This is a genomic window from Streptomyces sp. NPDC031365, from assembly GCF_055569765.1.
The window spans coordinates 194347-210943 of the sequence record NZ_JBVIIM010000012.1 but is presented as its reverse complement, the minus strand read 5'-3'; the positions used below and the strand labels follow the sequence as shown (position 1 = coordinate 210943).

The window sequence follows — 16597 nt, the reverse complement described above, 5'->3', positions numbered from 1 at the left end:
TCTCCCCTCCCCCCCCCCCCCCCCCCCCACCCCCCCCCCCCCACCCCCCCCCCCCCCCCCCTCTCCCCCCCCCCCCCCCCCCCCCCCCCCCCCCCCCCCCCGAGCCGGCCGCCGGCCGACACGGCCGGCGTGGTCCGAGGCGCGGCCCAGGAGCGCGTCCAGGGCCGTGTGCGGGGTGGGATCGGCTGCCGTGAGGCGGACGGGACGAGCCGCGGTGGGCCGGAGGGGATCGACTGCCGTGAGCCGGCGGACCGCCGCCGGGCCGGGGGCCCGCCACCGCACCGGTGCCGGGGCGCCGCAGCGACCGCGACGGGCGGAGCCGAGCCGGCCGGCTGTGCATGAGCCGCCGGGCGGGGCGCCGGGGATGCCGGACCGGCGGAACCGGCAGGACGCACCGGCTCCGGCAGGTCGCGGAGGCCGCGTGAGGCGCGCGCCGGCCGAGCGGCCCTGCCGGTGACCGGACGCCGTACCTCCGCGCCGGCTTTCTGGCACGGCCCGCTCGCCTCGAGCGCCTCGCGCAGCCGGTCGAGGCAACGTCGCAGAATGCGTGACACCTGCATCTGGGAGACGCCGACGGCATCGGCGATCTGCTGCTGGGTGCACTCCCGGTAGAAGCGCAGGTAAAGCACTCGGCGGTCGCGCTCCGGCAGGTGCTTCACCAGGGCGGCCACGGACAGGGTGTCGAGGACCCGGCCGAGTGCCGGGTCCTCGGCACCGGCCGAATGGGCGAGCGATGCCCGCTGGTCGTGCCGGATGGGCTCGTCGAGGGAACGCGTACGGCATGCGTGCGCCGCTCGCAGCGCGGACAGTACGCGGTCCCGCCCGAGCCCCGTGTGCTCGGCGATCTCCTCCGTGGTGGGCGAGCGGCCGCCGAGCCGCTGTTCGAGCTCCTCGACGGCCTGGAAGATCCGGCCGCTCGCCTCCTGGAGGGGCCGGGGCGGCCGGACGAGCGTCGTGCGGTCGCGCAGATGCCGCCGGATCTCACCGGTGACCTTGGGAAGCGCGTACGACAGGAAGGCGTGGCCCAGGGCGGGGTCGTAGCCGTCAACAGCCTTGATCAGCCCCACGGACGCGACCTGCACGAGATCGTCGAACTCCTCCCCGTGGCGTCGGAAGCGGCACGTGACACGCCGAGCCATCGGCAGCAGCAGATGGATGACGTGATTCCGCAGGGCGTCCCGCCGCGGTCCCGGGGGCTGTTCCGAGAACTCGCGCAGCAGCGCGTCGAGCTGCTCCGAGGGCGGCTCGGACACGGCGGCCCCCCGCGCCCGGACCACGTCGGCGGCTGGTGCGGTGGACATGGGCCTCCGGGGGGTGTCGGGGCCTGCTGGGAGACGGCCTTCGGGCATGGGCACCCTCCCTTCGACGGGGAGCCGTTGTGCCCACATCAGTCTCGGAGTCACCCTCCGGCCGGTCACCGAAACACGGCCTGAGCCGCGTGCGGGAACCCTGTCCGTCCGGCGGGTGACACGGGGCACCGCCGGTTGCGTTCCCAGGCCTCATCCGTCGGGGCTCATGAGGAGCAGGGCGATGTCGTCCCCCGGGCTGGGCGCGTGACGGACGAGGGTGTCGGCCATGGCGTCGAGGTCGGCAGGGTCCGTGCGTTCGAGGAGCCCGGCGAGTGCCGCTATGGCGTCGTCGAAGTCCACTCCGGGTGCTTCGACGAGTCCGTCGGTGTACAGGACGAGCACGGAGCCGGGCGGCAGGGGGACGTCCAGGGTCGGGTAGCGGGAGTCCGGCTCGATCCCGAGCAGGAGACCGGGGGAGACCCGGAGGAGCTCGGTACGCCCGTCGGCATGGCGCAGCAGCGGCGGCGGATGGCCGGCGGTGGCCACACAGGCGCGACGGGCGGCGAGGTCGAGATGGACGTAGACACAGCTGGTGAACAGGCCCGACTCGAGGTCGATGAGCAGGCGGTTGGTGCCCGCCAGGACCTGGTCGGGGGACGCGCCCGCGGTGGCGTGGGCGTGGACGGCGGTGCGGACCTGCCCCATCAGCGCCGCGGCGTCCTCATTGTGGCCCTGCACGTCGCCGATGGTGGCACCGGCGGTGTGCTCGTCGAGGCGGATCAGGTCGTAGAAGTCGCCGCCGATCCCCAGACCCCGGGCCGCCGCGAGGTAGCGTGCGGCGACCTTCAGCCCGGTGACCCTCGGCAGGGCGTCCGGCAGCAGGGCGGACTGCAGGTGGAGGGCGAGGTTGTGCTTGGCGTCGTAGAGGCGGGCGCGGTCCAGGGCCGTCCCGACCAGACCCGCCATCGAGGTGAGAACGGCGCGTTCACCGGGGGGGAAGGCCTGGGGCCGGCCATAGGCGAGGAGCAGGGAGCCCCTGGGACGGCCGGAGGCGATCAGCGGCAGGATGGCCCATGCGGCCATCCCGTCCTCGGGCACGAAGGACGGATAGTCGTGCCGAAGCTCGGCGAACGTCCTGAAGAAGCCCGGGACGCCGGTGGTCTGGACCCTGACAGCGGGGATGTCCGAACTCAGGCGGACGGCGTCGAAGCGCCTCATCAGTTCGGGGCTGTAGCCGCGGTGACCGAGGATCTTCAGGCGGCCGTCCTCGGCGGTCATCAGCACCAGGCTCTGAGCTCCGAGAGCGGGCAGGAGCTGGTCGGCGGTCTGGTCGACCACGTCCTGGACGCCGACGGCCTCGGCCAGGGTGGCGGCCAACTGCATCAGGTGGTACAGCAGGGTGGCGCGGCTGGGGCCGGTGGCCGGCCCGGACGGCGATGCCGAAGCGGCCTCGGGCGGGTCGGCGCCGGTGATGCGGACGCTGATGCCGGAGGGGTCCGGGTAGAGCTCGAAGGCCAGCCATGTCTCCGGCGGGCGCAGGACGGTGAACGCCTGCGGCTGACGGCTGACCATCGCGGCCCGGTAGCGGTCCTCGACCTGGGGGACGTCCATCCACGGCAGCGCTTCCCAGGGCAGGGCACCCACCAGGTGGTCAGGACCGGCACCGAGGAGGTCGGCGGCGCCTGGGGTGACGAACGTCATGCGGCCGTACACGTCGAGCGCGCAGGAACCTCCGGGCAGGCGGTCGACGAAGGCGGCGACCGCGGCAGCCTCGCCGGGCGGGACGGTGCGCCCGCTCGGCAGGGGCAGGGACCGTGGCCGGCCGCCGGGCAACAGCGGTTCACCTCGGTCCACGGACTGCTGGAGGAGGTTGCCGAGGTGGTCGCAGCCCGACTCGATCGCCTCGCGTTCACCGCGGCTCAGCCGCGGTGGATGGGTCCCGGGCCACAACAGCACCAACCCGCCCAGAACCGCGGCGGCCGACGTGAGCGGCGCGGCCGCCATCGCGAAGTCGTACGGCAGCACCAGGGCCGGCCGCGGGTACCGGCGCGCCATCTCCTCCTGACCGCCGAGCCACACCAGGCGCCGCTCACGCACGGCGTCCGCCACCGGCACCGGGTCGGTCAGCGCGACCCGCCGCCAGGGAGCCGCGAGCTCGTGCGGGGCTCCCGCCACCATGACCAGCCACAGCGTTCTGTCGCTCGGCGGCAGAACGTAGAGCAGCCCGGCGAACGCGCCGCTGCTGCGCACCACGGCAGCCATCTCGGTCTCCATCAGCTGCCCACCCGAACCCGCAGCGGCATGAAGACCGGCCCCCGGGTGCCCCGTCCGGCCGTGTCGTGCGTCGGCCACCGGGAAACGTGCGCCGCTGTCCCCGGCAGGACTGCATCGCACCAGTCACACCGAACACCACGCATATGCGGACACTACGCCCAACCGATGGCGAAGGCATCCAGGCACCGGAGCGACCCGGGGGCCGCCGCCGTGGTGGCGGCGACCCTCGCGATCGGCATGCTCGCGGCGGTGAGTCCGGCGACCGCCGAGGCGGCGACGGTGGACGCCGATGTCTGGTACGTCGTGGTCACGACCAGCGATGTCTTCTTGGAGGGGTGGGGGAAGCCGCGCCATAGGGCTTCACCGATTCACTCCTTCGTTCGCGGCAGGTCCCCTCAGCTGTGGGTCCAGCGCTGGTTGCTGCCGTTCGAGCAGGAGTAGAGCTGGATCAGGGTGCCGTTGGCGGTGCCGCCTCCGACGGCGTCGAGGCAGAGGCCGGACTGGACGCCGACAATGGATCCGTCGGAGTTGAGGCGCCACTTCTGGTTGTCGCCGCCCCAGCAGCTGTAGATCTGGACTTTGGTGCCGTTGCCGGTACCGGCGGCGTCCAGGCACTTGTCGCCGTAGACCCTGAGCTCGCCGGCATCGGTGTACGCCCACTGCTGGTTGGTGCCGTTGTGGCAGTCCCACAGGTGGAGCTGGGTGCCGTCGGTGGTACTGGCGCTGGGCACGTCCAGGCAGCGGCCCGAACCGACGCCCTTGATCTGTCCGGAATCCGCAGGGGGCTCGGTGGAGTCGCCGCCATTGAGTGCGTCGAGGACGGCGGTGTAGGCGGGCTTCTTGCTGCCGTCGTTGTTGAACAGCAGCGGCGTGTGCTCCGATCGCCAGGAATCGCTGTCGCGCACACCCCAGACGGTGACGCCGAGGCAGCGCTCGACGGCCAGGCAGTCGTTGATCACGTTGGCGTAGGTCGTGGGCGAGGCGCCCTGGATGTCGAGTTCGGTGACGGCCACGTCGACGCCGAGGGCGGCGAAGTTCTGCAGGGTGGTGCGGAAGTTGCTGTTGTAGGGGCTGCCGCTGTTGAAGTGCGACTGGAAGCCGACGCAGTCGATCGGCACGCCGCGCTGCTTGAAGTCCCGGACCATGGCGTACATGGCCTGGGTCTTGGCCCAGGTCCAGTCCTCGACGTTGTAGTCGTTGTAGCAGAGCTTGGCGGACGGGTCGGCGGCACGCGCGGTGCGGAAGGCGACCTCGATCCAGTCGTTGCCGCTGCGCTGCAGGTTGGAGTCGCGTCGGGCTCCCGAACTGCCGTCGGCGAAGGCCTCGTTCACGACGTCCCACTGGGCGATCTTGCCCTTGTAGTGGGCCATCACGCCGTTGATGTGGCCGATCATCGCCTGGCGCAGATCGCTGCCGCTGAGGCTCTGCATCCAGCCGGGCTGCTGGGAGTGCCAGGCCAGGGTGTGGCCGCGCACCTCCTTGCCGTTCTGCACCGCCCAGTTGTAGACGCGGTCGGCGGCGGTGAAGTTGAACTGGCCCCGCTGCGGTTCGGTGGCGTCGATCTTCATCTCGTTCTCGGCCGTCACCGAGTTGAACTCACGGTTCGCGATCGTCGTGTACGTCGAGTCGCTCAGCCTGCCCTGGGCGATGGCGACGCCGAAGTAGCGGCCGCTCTGCGCCGCCGCGGCGCCGAGCGTGCTTTCGGCGGCGTGTGCGGGCGGCGGCGCGACCAGTGCGGTGGCCGCACCGAGGACGCCGACGACCAGCGCCATCAACAGGCCGCGGATCTTCCGGCGAACTACGGGTCTGGGAAGGGCATAGGAGCCCATGTGTGTGCCTCCAAGGTGGACATCACGGAAGGACTGAAGCGGAGGGGAACGCGTCGTCCACTGGTTCGACATGTCGAACTGTGACCGGTTTCCCAGACAGGGATGATTGAGGTGTTGACGGTGGATCGTCAATACTCTCCGCAGAAGAAGTTTCGGTTTCTCGATCGAAACTTTCAGGGACCCATCGAGCAGCAAGGCGAACATCCGCACTCCGGAGTGTGGCGGTGACGCGACGGCCTGTCGATCGATGAGGAGCTGTTTACGGACAGATCAGTGACAGGCCTTGACCTGAGGCATCCACATTCCTAGCTCGTGGCGACACGGTGTCCGGGAATTCTTCGAAACATTCGAGGAGAGGAAGGCCGGGCCCGCCCGGGTCACCTGACGACGTGAGCAAGACGGGCTACGAGGCGGTGCGTCGCTCTACGCCGAGGTCTCGGACCCGGTTCGCCGATCCTGCCCGACGACCCCACCTGCGATCACCTGCGCGCCGAAGTCTCCTCGTGGGGCGCTGCCGTTGAGGCGCGTACCACGAGTTCGGTGGCGAGTTCGATGTGGTGGGACTCGACCTTTTCGCCGTTGGCCAGCCGGAGGGCGGTGCGCAGGGCGGCACCGCCCATCTCCCGTAGCGGCTGGCGGACGGTGGTCAGTGGCGGCGAGGCCATCTGGGCGAGGCTCGTGTCGTCGAAGCCGACCACGCTCAGGTCTTCGGGGACGCGCAGGCCCCGGGCGCGGGCGGCCTCGATGACACCGACGGCGATCTCGTCGTTGCCTGCGAAGACCGCCGTCGGTGGCTCTTCCAGGCCCAGGAGCGCCGTGGCGCCGAGCAGCCCGGTCTCGTACGTGAAATCTCCTGGCCGGACGTACGCGTCGGGTACCGGCGCTCCTTCCGCCTCCATGGCGGCGCGGTAGCCGTGCATGCGTGCCTGGTTGCATACGGCCATGGTCGGTCCGCCGAGATAGGCCACGCGGCGGTGGCCGAGCGAGAGCAGGTGCCGGGTCGCGGTCAGACCGCCCGCGAAGTTGGTCGCCCCGACGCTGTGGACCCGGCTGTCCGGCAGGTGCAGTGGGTCCAGCACGACCAGCGGCAGCCCGGACCGGGCCAGTTCGTTCAGGTGCGCTGTGGTGTACACGCTGGTGACCGCGATGACGGCGCGGCGCCCGGCTGAGACCAGGTCCCGGGCCCAGTGCGGGGCCACGGACGCCTTACTGATCACCACCGAGGCCCCCAGTTCGGTCGCGGAGTCGATGATGCCTTCGAGGGTTTCGGCCACGTACGACTTGAGGCCGCCCTTGAACTGCACCTCGATGGTCGGGCTTTCGACGGTCTCGGTGTGGCGGAACACGGGCGCGAGATAGTGGTGCTGATGCAGCAGTTCCTGCACCCGGGTGCGGGTATGCGGCGCCACGTCACCGCGACCGTTGACCACTTTGGACACGGTCGCGACGGATACCCCAGCCGCTTGGGCGATGTCCGCCAAAGTGGTGCGCCTGGCGTTCGGTCGCATCGGTTCCTCTCAGCTCTACGTCCACCAGCGTGGTGAGCCGCCGGTCGGGCCGGCGGCGCGGGTGGAACCGGTCAACCGTACGGCAACCCGGCAGCGAGCTCGTCAGGGGAGGTGGCGACGGGCTCCTCGACCCCGACCGCCCGACGAACCGAGTGAGACGGCGTCCGGTGAACGCGGTCCGATCGGCCGGGCACGGCCGGCACCGCGCCCCGCCGGCGGAGTGTGACCCGCACCGACGGCGTGTCAGCCGCGGCCATCGCATCTCCCCCGCCCTCAACCAGACCGTTTCGAAACAGTTTCGGTCCTGTCGAGGTTACTCGAGAGTCGCTCCAGCCCGCTATACCGGAGGCTAGCTGCGGCTCTGCAACGCGCTTGTGCACATGCCTTGACACGGCTACAGCCCGAAACCTAATTTGCACGCACAGAGCTCGAACAAGACTGTTTCGAAAACCTTTCACCATGACTCACGAGAAGCCGGTGGCTCTCGAGTGCGGAGAAAACATGGCGCTCTCCCGACGTACCCTCCTCGCCCTGGCCGCCGGTGTGCCGGTCTCTGCGGCGCTCGCGGCCTGCGGCTCGTCCGGTCCCAGCGGCAGCGGTGGTGGGGCAACCTACTGGTACCTGAACGGCATGCCGCAGGAAGGCGTCAGAGCCGGCGCGGTGGACGCGTTCAACAAGGCCCACCCCGATGACCAGATCAAAGACACCACCTTCCAGAACGACGCGTACAAGACGAAGATCAAGACCGCCATCGGTGCCGGGCAGGCGCCCACCATCATCTGGGGCTGGGGCGGCGGGACGCTGCGCACCTACGCGGAAGCGGGTCAGGTCGAGGACCTCACCTCGTGGTTCGACGAGCACGCCGAGGTCAAGAAGCGGCTGTTCCCGGCCTCGTTCGGCGCGGCGACCGTCGACGGCAAGATCTACGCGATGCCGTGCGAGACCGTGCAGCCGATCATCCTCTACTACAACCAGAAGGTCTTCGACCAGGTCGGCGTGAACCCGCCGGAGTCCTGGGACGACATCATGGCGCTGGTGCCCAAATTCAACGCCAAGGGCATAGCGCCGTTCTCCCTGGGTGGCCAGTCCCGGTGGACGAGCATGATGTGGCTGGAGTTCCTGTTCGACCGCATCGGCGGTCCCGAGGTGTTCCAAGCCGTCATCGAGGGCGAGAAGAACGCCTGGTCCCACCCGGACGCCATCACCGCGCTGACCAAGGTGCAGGAACTGGTCAAGGCCGACGGGTTCATCAAGGGCTTCTCCTCGATCACCGCGGACTCCAACGCCGACCAGGCGCTGCTGTACACCGGCAAGGCGGCGATGATGCTGCACGGCGCCTGGTCGTACGGTATCCAGCAGACGGACGGCGGGGACTTCGTCTCCAGCGGCGGGCTGGGCTACATGAACTTCCCGCCCGTCGACGGCGGCAAGGGCGACCCGAGCAACGCGGTCGGCAACCCCGCCCAGTACCTGTCCATCTCCTCGAAGGCCACCGACGAGGAGAAGAAGATCGCCAAGGACTTCTTCGCGACCGGTGTCCTCCAGGACGCCGAGGTGAAGGCCTGGATCGACAACGGCTCGGTTCCGGTCCGGCTGGGCACGGAGAAGCTGCTGGCCGCCTCCAAGAGCGCCGACTTCCTCCAGGTGAACTACGGCATCGCCAGCAAGGCCAAGACATTCGTGCAGTCCTGGGACCAGGCGCTCAGTCCGGCGGCGGCCGCGACGCTCCTGGACAACATCGCCAAGCTGTTCCAGCTGTCCATCTCTCCGCGGCAGTTCGCCACCAACCTGAATGCGGTCATCGGCACATGAGTTCACCCACCAGCCACCCGCCGCGTCACGAGTCACGGAGCGTCCTGCCGTGGCTGGCGGCGCCGGCGTTGGTGTTCTTCCTCTGCTTCGCCGTGGTTCCGCTCGTCGGTGTCTTCGCACTGAGCTTCACCACGTGGGACGGGATCGGCGCCATCCACCCGTCGGGGCTGACCAGCTGGCGCACGGTGCTCACCAACCCCGGGCTGCCACACGCCCTGTGGGTGACGTTTCTGGTCATGGCCGTGTCCTGGGTCGTTCAGACTCCGCTGAGTATTCTGCTCGGCACGTTCATGGCCGGCCGCCAGCGCTACCGCGCGGTGCTGGGCGTCGTGTACTTCGTCCCGCTGCTGCTCAGCTCCGCCGCGATCGCGATCGCCTACAAGGCCCTGCTGGACCCCAACTTCGGTCTCGGTGCCGGACTGAAGATCGACGCACTCGTCAAGGACTGGCTGGGGCGCCCCTGGCTCGCGTTCGGCGTCGTCATCTTCGTCGTCTCCTGGCAGTTCATTCCGTTCCACTCGCTGATCTACCAGGGTGGAGTCCAGCAGATTCCGAAGTCCATGTACGAGGCCGCGCAGTTGGACGGCGCCGGGCGGGTCCGGCAGTTCTTCAGCATCACGCTGCCCCAGCTGAAATACACCATCATCACCTCGTCCACGCTGATGGTGGTCGGATCTCTGACCTTCTTCGACCTCATCTTCGTTCTGACCGAGGGCGGCCCCGGCGACGCCACCCGGGTCCTCGCACTGGACATGTACAAACGGGGATGGCAGGCCAGCCAGATGGGACCGGCCAGCGCCATCGCGGTCATCCTGGTCCTGGTGGGCCTCGGTCTCGCTCTGCTGCTGCGCCGGCTCGGAGGCCGGGACGCGAGCGCGAGCCAACTCGAGGGGGCCTGACATGACCACCACGCTCACCAAGACGCACACGTCGGAGAAGGCCCCCCGCCGGCGGGTGCCCGACGTTCGTCCGGCGTCCAGCCGACGCAACTGGGTCGGCGGCCTGGCCGGGTGGATCTGGCTCGTCGTCGTCGCCGTACCGCTGTACTGGATGGTCATCACGAGTTTCAAGCCCCAGAGCGGCTACTACACGAGCAACCCTCTGGTGCCCACGGGCGATCCCACCCTGGACAACTACCAGCTGGTCATCGAGTCCGACTTCATCGGCTACTTCGTGAACAGCGTCGTGGTCACCCTCGGCGCCGTGGTGCCGGCGGTCACGTTCTCCTTCATGGCCGCCTACGCGATCGTCCGCGGCCGGCACATACGGAGCCTGCGTGCCATGAACGGGCTGTTCCTGATGGGCCTGGCCATCCCGCTGCAGGCGACGATCATCCCGGTATACCTGATCATCATCAAACTGAACCTGTACGACAGTCTGCTGGCGCTGATCCTCCCGTCGATCGCCTTCTCCATCCCGCTGTCCGTGCTCGTGCTCTCCAACTTCATCCGTGACGTGCCCAAGGAACTGTTCGACTCGATGCGGGTCGACGGCGCCACCGAGTGGACGACACTGTGGCGGCTGGCGGCACCACTCACCCGGCCGGCCATCCTCACCGTGACCATCTTCAACGGACTGACCATCTGGAACGGATTCCTGCTGCCCCTGGTCCTCACCCAAAGCCCCGACCGCCGGACCCTGCCGCTCGCACTGTGGACCTTCCAGGGCCAGTACGGCGTCAATGTCCCCGCCGTCCTCGCCTCCGTCGTCCTCACCACGCTGCCCGTCCTGGTCCTGTACGCGTTCGGCCGCCGCCAGCTGCTCAGCGGTCTGACCGCCGGATTCAGCCGGTGACCGACACCGGTGCGACGGCAGGTGGCCGGCCTGCGGTCCGGGACGTCATGTGAGCTTCAGGATCACATTCCGGCAGGACGTGGTGAGGCGCGGCAAGCCAGACTCCGCAGCCGCTGGGCGCCCGCCCCGATCGCGGCCGGCACCCCACCCACCGGCTCGGGCGGGACGGCCTGCATCAACCCCGGAAGCACCGGCAGGCTCCCCCTCCCCCCGGTGCGCGGGCGAAGCGGATCCGGGCCGGTGCCGGAGTCCCGACGTGATCGCCCCGCCCTGACTCTCTCGCTCGTCTACCTGTTCGCCCATCACGCCCTGGTCAAGGGTTGCTGGGCGTAGGAGGAAAATGAACACCGATGTAACTGTAGAGAACACCACCGGAATCGCCCTCTGGAACAACCCCGCCGTTTCCGTCACCGCGCGAGTCGACGCACTGATCGACGCGATGACCCTTCAGGAGAAAACCGCCCAGCTGTACGGGGTGTGGGTGGGCGCCTCCGATCAGGGCGGTGAAGTGGCCCCCCATCAGCACGACATGGAGGAGGCCGTCGACCTCGACGCGCTCCTGCCCACCGGACTGGGCCAGCTGACCCGGCCCTTCGGCACCGTCCCGGTCGACCCCGCCCTGGGCGCGCTCTCCCTGGCCCGCACCCAGACCCGGATCGCCGCCACGAACCGGTTCGGCATTCCTGCCCTCGCGCACGACGAGTGCCTGGCCGGCTTCGCCGCCTGGGGAGCCACCGCCTACCCCGTCCCGCTGTCCTGGGGCGCCACCTTCGACCCCGAGGTCGTCCGCCGCATGGCCACCGCCATCGGCCGCGACATGCGTACCGTCGGCGTCCACCAGGGACTCGCGCCCGTCCTCGACGTGGTGCGCGACGCCCGCTGGGGCCGGGTGGAGGAGACCATCGGCGAGGACCCGTACCTGGTCGGCACCATCGGCACGGCCTACGTGCAGGGCCTGGAGTCCGCCGGCATCGTCGCCACCCTCAAGCACTTCGTCGGCTACTCGGCCTCCCGCGCCGGCCGTAACCTCGCTCCCGCTTCCGTGGGCCCGCGTGAGCGTGCCGACGTCCTGCTGCCGCCCTTCGAGATGGCGATCCGTGAAGGCGGCGCCCGGTCGGTGATGAACGCCTACACCGACACCGACGGCATACCCTCCGCCGCAGACGACGATCTCCTCACCGGGCTGCTGCGCGACACGTGGGGCTTCGACGGCACCGTCGTCGCCGACTACTTCGCCATCGCCTTCCTCAAGACCCTGCACGGCATCGCCGCCGACTGGGCCGGCGCCGCCGGCACGGCGCTGCGCGCGGGCATCGACGTCGAACTGCCCAATGTCAAGACATACGGCGCACCCCTGGCCGAGGCCGTCGCCGACGGCCGCATACCGGAGGCGCTGGTCGATCGTGCCCTGCGCCGGGTACTCACCCAGAAGGCGGTACTGGGCCTGCTCGACCCGGACTGGAACCCCGTGCCGGCCGCACTCGACGGGGCAGACCCGGACGACCCGGCCGCCCTGCGCGGCCGGATCGACCTGGACGGTCCGGAGAACCGCGCGCTGGCCCGCACCATCGCCGAGGAAGCGGTCGTCCTGCTGAGCAACGACGGCACCCTGCCGCTCGGGAGACCGCGCCGCATCGCCCTGCTCGGCCCCAACGCCGACGAGCCCACCGCCGTACTGGGCTGCTACTCCTTCCCCCAGCACATCGGCGTCCGCCACCCCGGAACCCCACTCGGCATCGAGCTGCCCACGCTGCGCGACACGCTCGCCGCCGAGTTCCCCGACGCCGAGATCACGGTCGCCCGCGGCACGGGAATCGACGACGGAGACCTCTCCGGCATCCGCGAGGCCGCCCAGGTGGCACGCGAGGCCGATGTCGCCCTGGTGGTGCTCGGCGACCGCGCCGGGCTCTTCGGGCGGGGCACCAGCGGCGAGGGATGCGATGTCGAGACGCTGGTGCTGCCCGGCGCGCAGCAGCACCTGCTCGACACCCTGCTCGACCTGGAGACACCCGTCGTCACCGTGCTGCTCGCGGGACGACCGTACGCCCTCGGCCGCGCGGTGGAGGAGTCCGCCGCGATCGTGCAGTCCTTCTTCCCGGGTGAGGAGGGCACTCACGCGATCGCCGGGGTGCTCAGCGGCCGCACCAATCCCTCCGGACGTCTCCCGGTCAGCGTGCCGCGCGGGCCGGGCTCCCAGCCGGCCACGTACCTCGGGGCGCGGCTCGCTCACGCCGGCGGGGTGTCCAACATCGACCCGACCCCCGCGTTCGCCTTCGGTCACGGCCTGTCCTATACGCGATTCGACTGGACGGACCTGGCTGTGGACGTCCAGGAGGCCCCGACGGACGGCGAGTTCACCCTCACCTGCACCGTCCGCAACACGGGTGGACGGTCCGGGACGGAGGTCGTCCAGCTCTATCTGCACGACCCGGTCGCCTCCGTCGTCCAGCCGGTGCAGCGCCTCGTCGGTTACGCCCGGGTCGACCTGAAGCCGGGTGAGGCCCGGCGACTGCGTGTCACGGTTCCGGCCGACCTCGCCTCCTTCACCGGGCGCGACGGTCGGCGGGTCGTCGAACCGGGTGAACTGGAGCTGCGGTTGGCCGCCTCCAGCGCGGATCCGCGACTGACGGCCAGGGTCACGTTGACCGGAACCGAGCGCCACGTGGATCACACGCGGCGCTTGCACGCCAGGCTGGGGCAGGAGCCGGTTGCCCGGGAGTGAACCGGCGTGCGCAGCGCACGTCACCGAAGCGGCGGCGCTGCGCACACGGGATCGCGGGGCGGGGCATGTGGTGGTCCCGGCCCGGTGCTTCCGGGGTGAGCAGGCAGCCACGCCCGGGGGAGGACGTTCCCTCCGCCGTAGCCGGGTTCAGCGCCGGCATGACGAACGCGGCGCCGGGGCCCGAGGGGGGTGCGTGCGGGGTGAACCGGTAGGGGCCCCCGCACGCCGCCCGCGTCCAGGTGCAGTCAGGACCACCGCGACGTCACGGAGCGGGGCCCGACGCCGTCACTCGATCCCGCAGGCGCGGCGGCGCCGTCTCACAGCACGCCGCGCCGGGCGAGGTTGCGCATCAGCGCTCGTACGCCGAACGTCCACGGCGCGGCCTGCTCGCTGGGGATGACGGTGTTGACCAGAGCACCGAGTCGCGGGCTGGAGATCCGCACGATGTCGCCGTACTCGTGGGTGAAGCCCGCGCCGGGTGCCTGTCGGTCCTCGGTGGGGGCGAACAGCGTTCCGGTGAACAGCACGAAGCCGTCGGGGTATTGGTGGTGCGGACCGTGCGTGGCGGCCACCAGGTCCAGTACGTCGCGGCTGATCTCGCGCATGGAACTGCTGCCGTGCAGTACGTAGCCGTCCGTGCCGTCGATCCGCAGGTCGATGTCGAGCCCGCGTACGGTGTCGAGGCCGAAGCCCTCGTCGAACAGGCGGATGAACGGGCCGATCGCGCATGAGGCGTTGTTGTCCTTCGCCCGGGACAGCAGCAGGGCGCTGCGTCCCTCGATGTCGCGGAGGTTGACGTCGTTGCCGAGCGTCGCGCCGCGTACCCGGCCGCGCGCGTCCACGACGAGGACGACCTCGGGCTCGGGGTTGTTCCACACCGAGGCACCGAGCACTCCGATGTCGGCGCCGGTGCCGACCGCGGACAGTACCGGGGCCTTGGTGAACACCTCCGGGTCCGGCCCGATCCCGACCTCCAGGTACTGCGACCACAGTCCTTCGGAGACGAGCAGTTCCTTGGCCCTGTCCGCTTCCGGCGATCCGGGACGGATGCCGTCGAGCGTGCCGCCCACCACCTGCCCGACACGGGCCCGCACCCGAGCGGCCTGCGCCGGATCGCCGCCCGTGCGCTCCTCGATGACGCGTTCCAGCAGACTCCGGGCGAAGGTGACGCCCGCTGCCTTGATCACCTGCAGGTCGAGGGGGGCGAGCAGATGGGGAACGTCACGGCGGCCGGCCGGTGCCTCGAGCAGTTCGTCCAGGCGCCAGACGTGTCCGCCGTCGGCCTCGCGGACGACCGCCGCCGCGTCGTCGCGTTCCATGAGGTCGGAGACGGTGGGGGCGATGGCCGTCAGGTCGACGACGTGCTCGCCGCGGACCGCGGCCACACACGGTCCGTCCCATTCCGGGTCGTGGACGCGCGCGACGAGGGCGGCCCGGTCGGCGTCCTCCGGCAGGACGGAGCCGGCTGTGAGGGCCGGACGAGGGCGCGCTGCTGCCGATTCCACGATCGATGCTCTCCCTGGATTCGAGGGGTGTGGTCGCCTGGGCGGACTCAGTGGGAGTCGCGGGGGACCTCGTGTCCACGGCTTCCGCGCAGGAAGCCGAAGTCGGCGCCCCGGTCGGCCTGTTCCACGTTCTGGGTGTAGAGCCAGGTGTAGCCGCCGGTGTGCCGCTCGGCGGGTGCCCGCCATGCTTCCCGGCGCCGGGTGAGCTCGGCGTCGTCCACGTCCAGGCGCAGGATGCGGTTCGGGACGTCGAGGACGACGGGGTCCCCGTCGCGTACCAGGGCGAGAGGCCCGCCGACGGCGGCCTCGGGCGCCACGTGCAGGACCACCGTCCCGTACCCGGTGCCGCTCATCCGGCCGTCACAGACGCGCACCATGTCCGTGACGCCGGCCTTCAGCAGCTTGGCGGGCAGCGGGACGTTGGAGACCTCGGGCATGCCGGGGTAGCCCTTGGGACCGGCGTTGCGGATGACGATGACGGTGTTCTCGTCGATGTCGAGGTCCGGGTCGTCGGCCACCTCGTGATAGGCCTCGGGGGAGTCGAAGACGCGCGCGGGGCCGCGATGGGTGAGCAGGTGCGGTGACGCGGCGGACTGCTTGATCACGGCGCCGTCGGGGCACAGGTTGCCGCGGAGGACGGCGATACCGGTGCCGGCCGGCTGGAAGGGGGTGTCGAGGCCGGTGATGACGTCGGAGCCGACGCGTTCGGCGTTCTCCGTGTTCTCGGCGACGGTGTGTCCGGTGACCGTGATCTGTTCGCCGTGCAGCAGATTCCCGCCGAGCAGTTCGGCCAGGACGGCGGGCAGGCCGCCCGCGTAGCAGAAGTCCTCCATGAGGTACGTGCCGCTGGGCATCAGGTTGACCAGGGTCGGCACCGCCCGGACCAGGTCGTCGAAGTCCTGGAGCTTCAACTCGACGCCGACGCGTCCGGCGATGGCGGTGAGATGGATGAGCGCGTTCGTGGAGCCGCCGATGGCCGCGTTGACGCGGATGGCGTTCTCGAACGCCTCCCGGGTCAGGATCTGCGACGGGCGCAGCTCCTCCTCCACCATCCGTACGATGCGCTGCCCCGCAGCCTGCGCGATTTCCATCCGGCGGGAGTCGACCGCGGGCCAGGCCGCGGAGCCCGGCAGCTGCATGCCGAGCGCCTCGGCCATGCAGGCCATCGTCGAGGCGGTCCCCATCGTCATGCAGTGCCCGTTGGAGCGGGCCATGCACCCTTCCGCGAAGAAGCACTCCTCCTCGGTCATCCGGCCGGTCTTCAGGTCCTCCTCGAACTTCCACACGTGGGTGCCGGATCCCACGTCCTGGCCCCGGTACTTGCCGTTGAGCATCGGCCCGCCGGTGACCATGACGGCGGGCAGGTCGACGCTGGCGGCGCCCATGAGCATGGCGGGAGTCGTCTTGTCGCAGCCGGACAGCAGCACGACACCGTCGAGCGGATTGGCCCGGATCAGCTCCTCGACCTCCATGGCCATGAGGTTGCGGTACAGCATGGCGGTGGGGCGCATCAGGGTCTCGCCGGTGGCCATGGTGGGGAACTGGAGCGGCAGGCCGCCCGCCTGCCACACGCCGCGTTTGACGGCTTCGGCGACGTGTGTCAGATGGGCGTTGCACGGGGCGAGTTCGGAAGCACTGGTCGCGATGCCGATGACGGGACGCCCGTCGAACACCTCGTGCCCGAGTCCCTGGTTGCGCATCCAGGAGCGGTACAGCATCCCGCTGCGGCCCTGTGCGCCGAACCATGCCTGGCTGCGGCGACTCGTCTTGTGACCGTCGGTCATGTAGGCCCTCCCGTGGCTCCGGCGTCGTCCGCTTCGCGAGGGGACGTTGTCGGGCGACGGCCCGCAGGCCGTACCCTGGA

At 70.3% G+C, this 16597-nt stretch carries 11 protein-coding genes; 4 read left to right on the top strand and 7 right to left on the bottom strand.

Annotation, left to right across the window (positions count from 1 at the left end):
- The 5 genes from ACZ5C2_RS20040 to ACZ5C2_RS20020 all read right to left on the bottom strand — a co-directional run.
- Positions 1-1301: SigB/SigF/SigG family RNA polymerase sigma factor (locus ACZ5C2_RS20040; RefSeq protein ID WP_468792776.1), on the bottom strand; the 1301-nt coding region annotated here is incomplete at its 3' end.
- Positions 1302-1499: 198 nt separating this feature from the next.
- The gene (locus ACZ5C2_RS20035; protein ID WP_468792728.1) at positions 1500-3563 is read right to left on the bottom strand and encodes a SpoIIE family protein phosphatase; all 2064 of its coding nucleotides are present in this window, start codon (positions 3561-3563) and stop codon (positions 1500-1502) included.
- 152 nt (positions 3564-3715) lie between these two features.
- Complete coding sequence (locus ACZ5C2_RS20030) at positions 3716-3874, bottom strand: hypothetical protein (RefSeq protein WP_468792725.1); 159 nt, start codon at positions 3872-3874, stop codon at positions 3716-3718.
- A gap of 84 nt (positions 3875-3958) precedes the next feature.
- Complete coding sequence (locus ACZ5C2_RS20025) at positions 3959-5392, bottom strand: endo-1,4-beta-xylanase (protein WP_468792723.1); 1434 nt, start codon at positions 5390-5392, stop codon at positions 3959-3961.
- A 479-nt stretch (positions 5393-5871) separates the two neighbouring features.
- Positions 5872-6900 (bottom strand): LacI family DNA-binding transcriptional regulator, encoded by a 1029-nt coding sequence (locus tag ACZ5C2_RS20020; protein ID WP_468792720.1) that lies wholly within the window; start codon positions 6898-6900, stop codon positions 5872-5874.
- A 501-nt stretch (positions 6901-7401) separates the two neighbouring features.
- Between ACZ5C2_RS20020 and ACZ5C2_RS20015 the strand changes: the two genes are divergently transcribed.
- The 4 genes from ACZ5C2_RS20015 to ACZ5C2_RS20000 all read left to right on the top strand — a co-directional run bounded on the left by ACZ5C2_RS20015 (position 7402) and on the right by ACZ5C2_RS20000 (position 13228).
- Positions 7402-8712, top strand: a complete 1311-nt coding sequence (locus ACZ5C2_RS20015) for an extracellular solute-binding protein (RefSeq protein ID WP_468792774.1) — start codon at positions 7402-7404, stop codon at positions 8710-8712.
- Complete coding sequence (locus tag ACZ5C2_RS20010) at positions 8709-9611, top strand: carbohydrate ABC transporter permease (protein ID WP_468792717.1); 903 nt, start codon at positions 8709-8711, stop codon at positions 9609-9611. Before ACZ5C2_RS20015 ends, ACZ5C2_RS20010 begins: the two co-directional genes overlap by 4 nt.
- Position 9612: 1 nt before the next feature.
- Positions 9613-10506, top strand: a complete 894-nt coding sequence (locus ACZ5C2_RS20005) for a carbohydrate ABC transporter permease (protein WP_468792715.1) — start codon at positions 9613-9615, stop codon at positions 10504-10506.
- 340 nt (positions 10507-10846) lie between these two features.
- The gene (locus ACZ5C2_RS20000) at positions 10847-13228 is read left to right on the top strand and encodes a beta-xylosidase/alpha-l-arabinosidase (RefSeq protein ID WP_468792713.1); all 2382 of its coding nucleotides are present in this window, start codon (positions 10847-10849) and stop codon (positions 13226-13228) included.
- A gap of 317 nt (positions 13229-13545) precedes the next feature.
- Here ACZ5C2_RS20000 and ACZ5C2_RS19995 read toward each other — a convergent pair whose 3' ends face one another.
- Together ACZ5C2_RS19995 and ACZ5C2_RS19990 are read right to left on the bottom strand one after the other, a co-directional pair.
- On the bottom strand, positions 13546-14733 hold the full coding sequence (locus ACZ5C2_RS19995; RefSeq protein ID WP_468792712.1) for a fumarylacetoacetate hydrolase family protein: 1188 nt from the start codon (positions 14731-14733) through the stop codon (positions 13546-13548).
- A gap of 47 nt (positions 14734-14780) precedes the next feature.
- On the bottom strand, positions 14781-16517 hold the full coding sequence (locus ACZ5C2_RS19990; RefSeq protein ID WP_468792710.1) for an IlvD/Edd family dehydratase: 1737 nt from the start codon (positions 16515-16517) through the stop codon (positions 14781-14783).
- Positions 16518-16597: the final 80 nt, after the last annotated feature.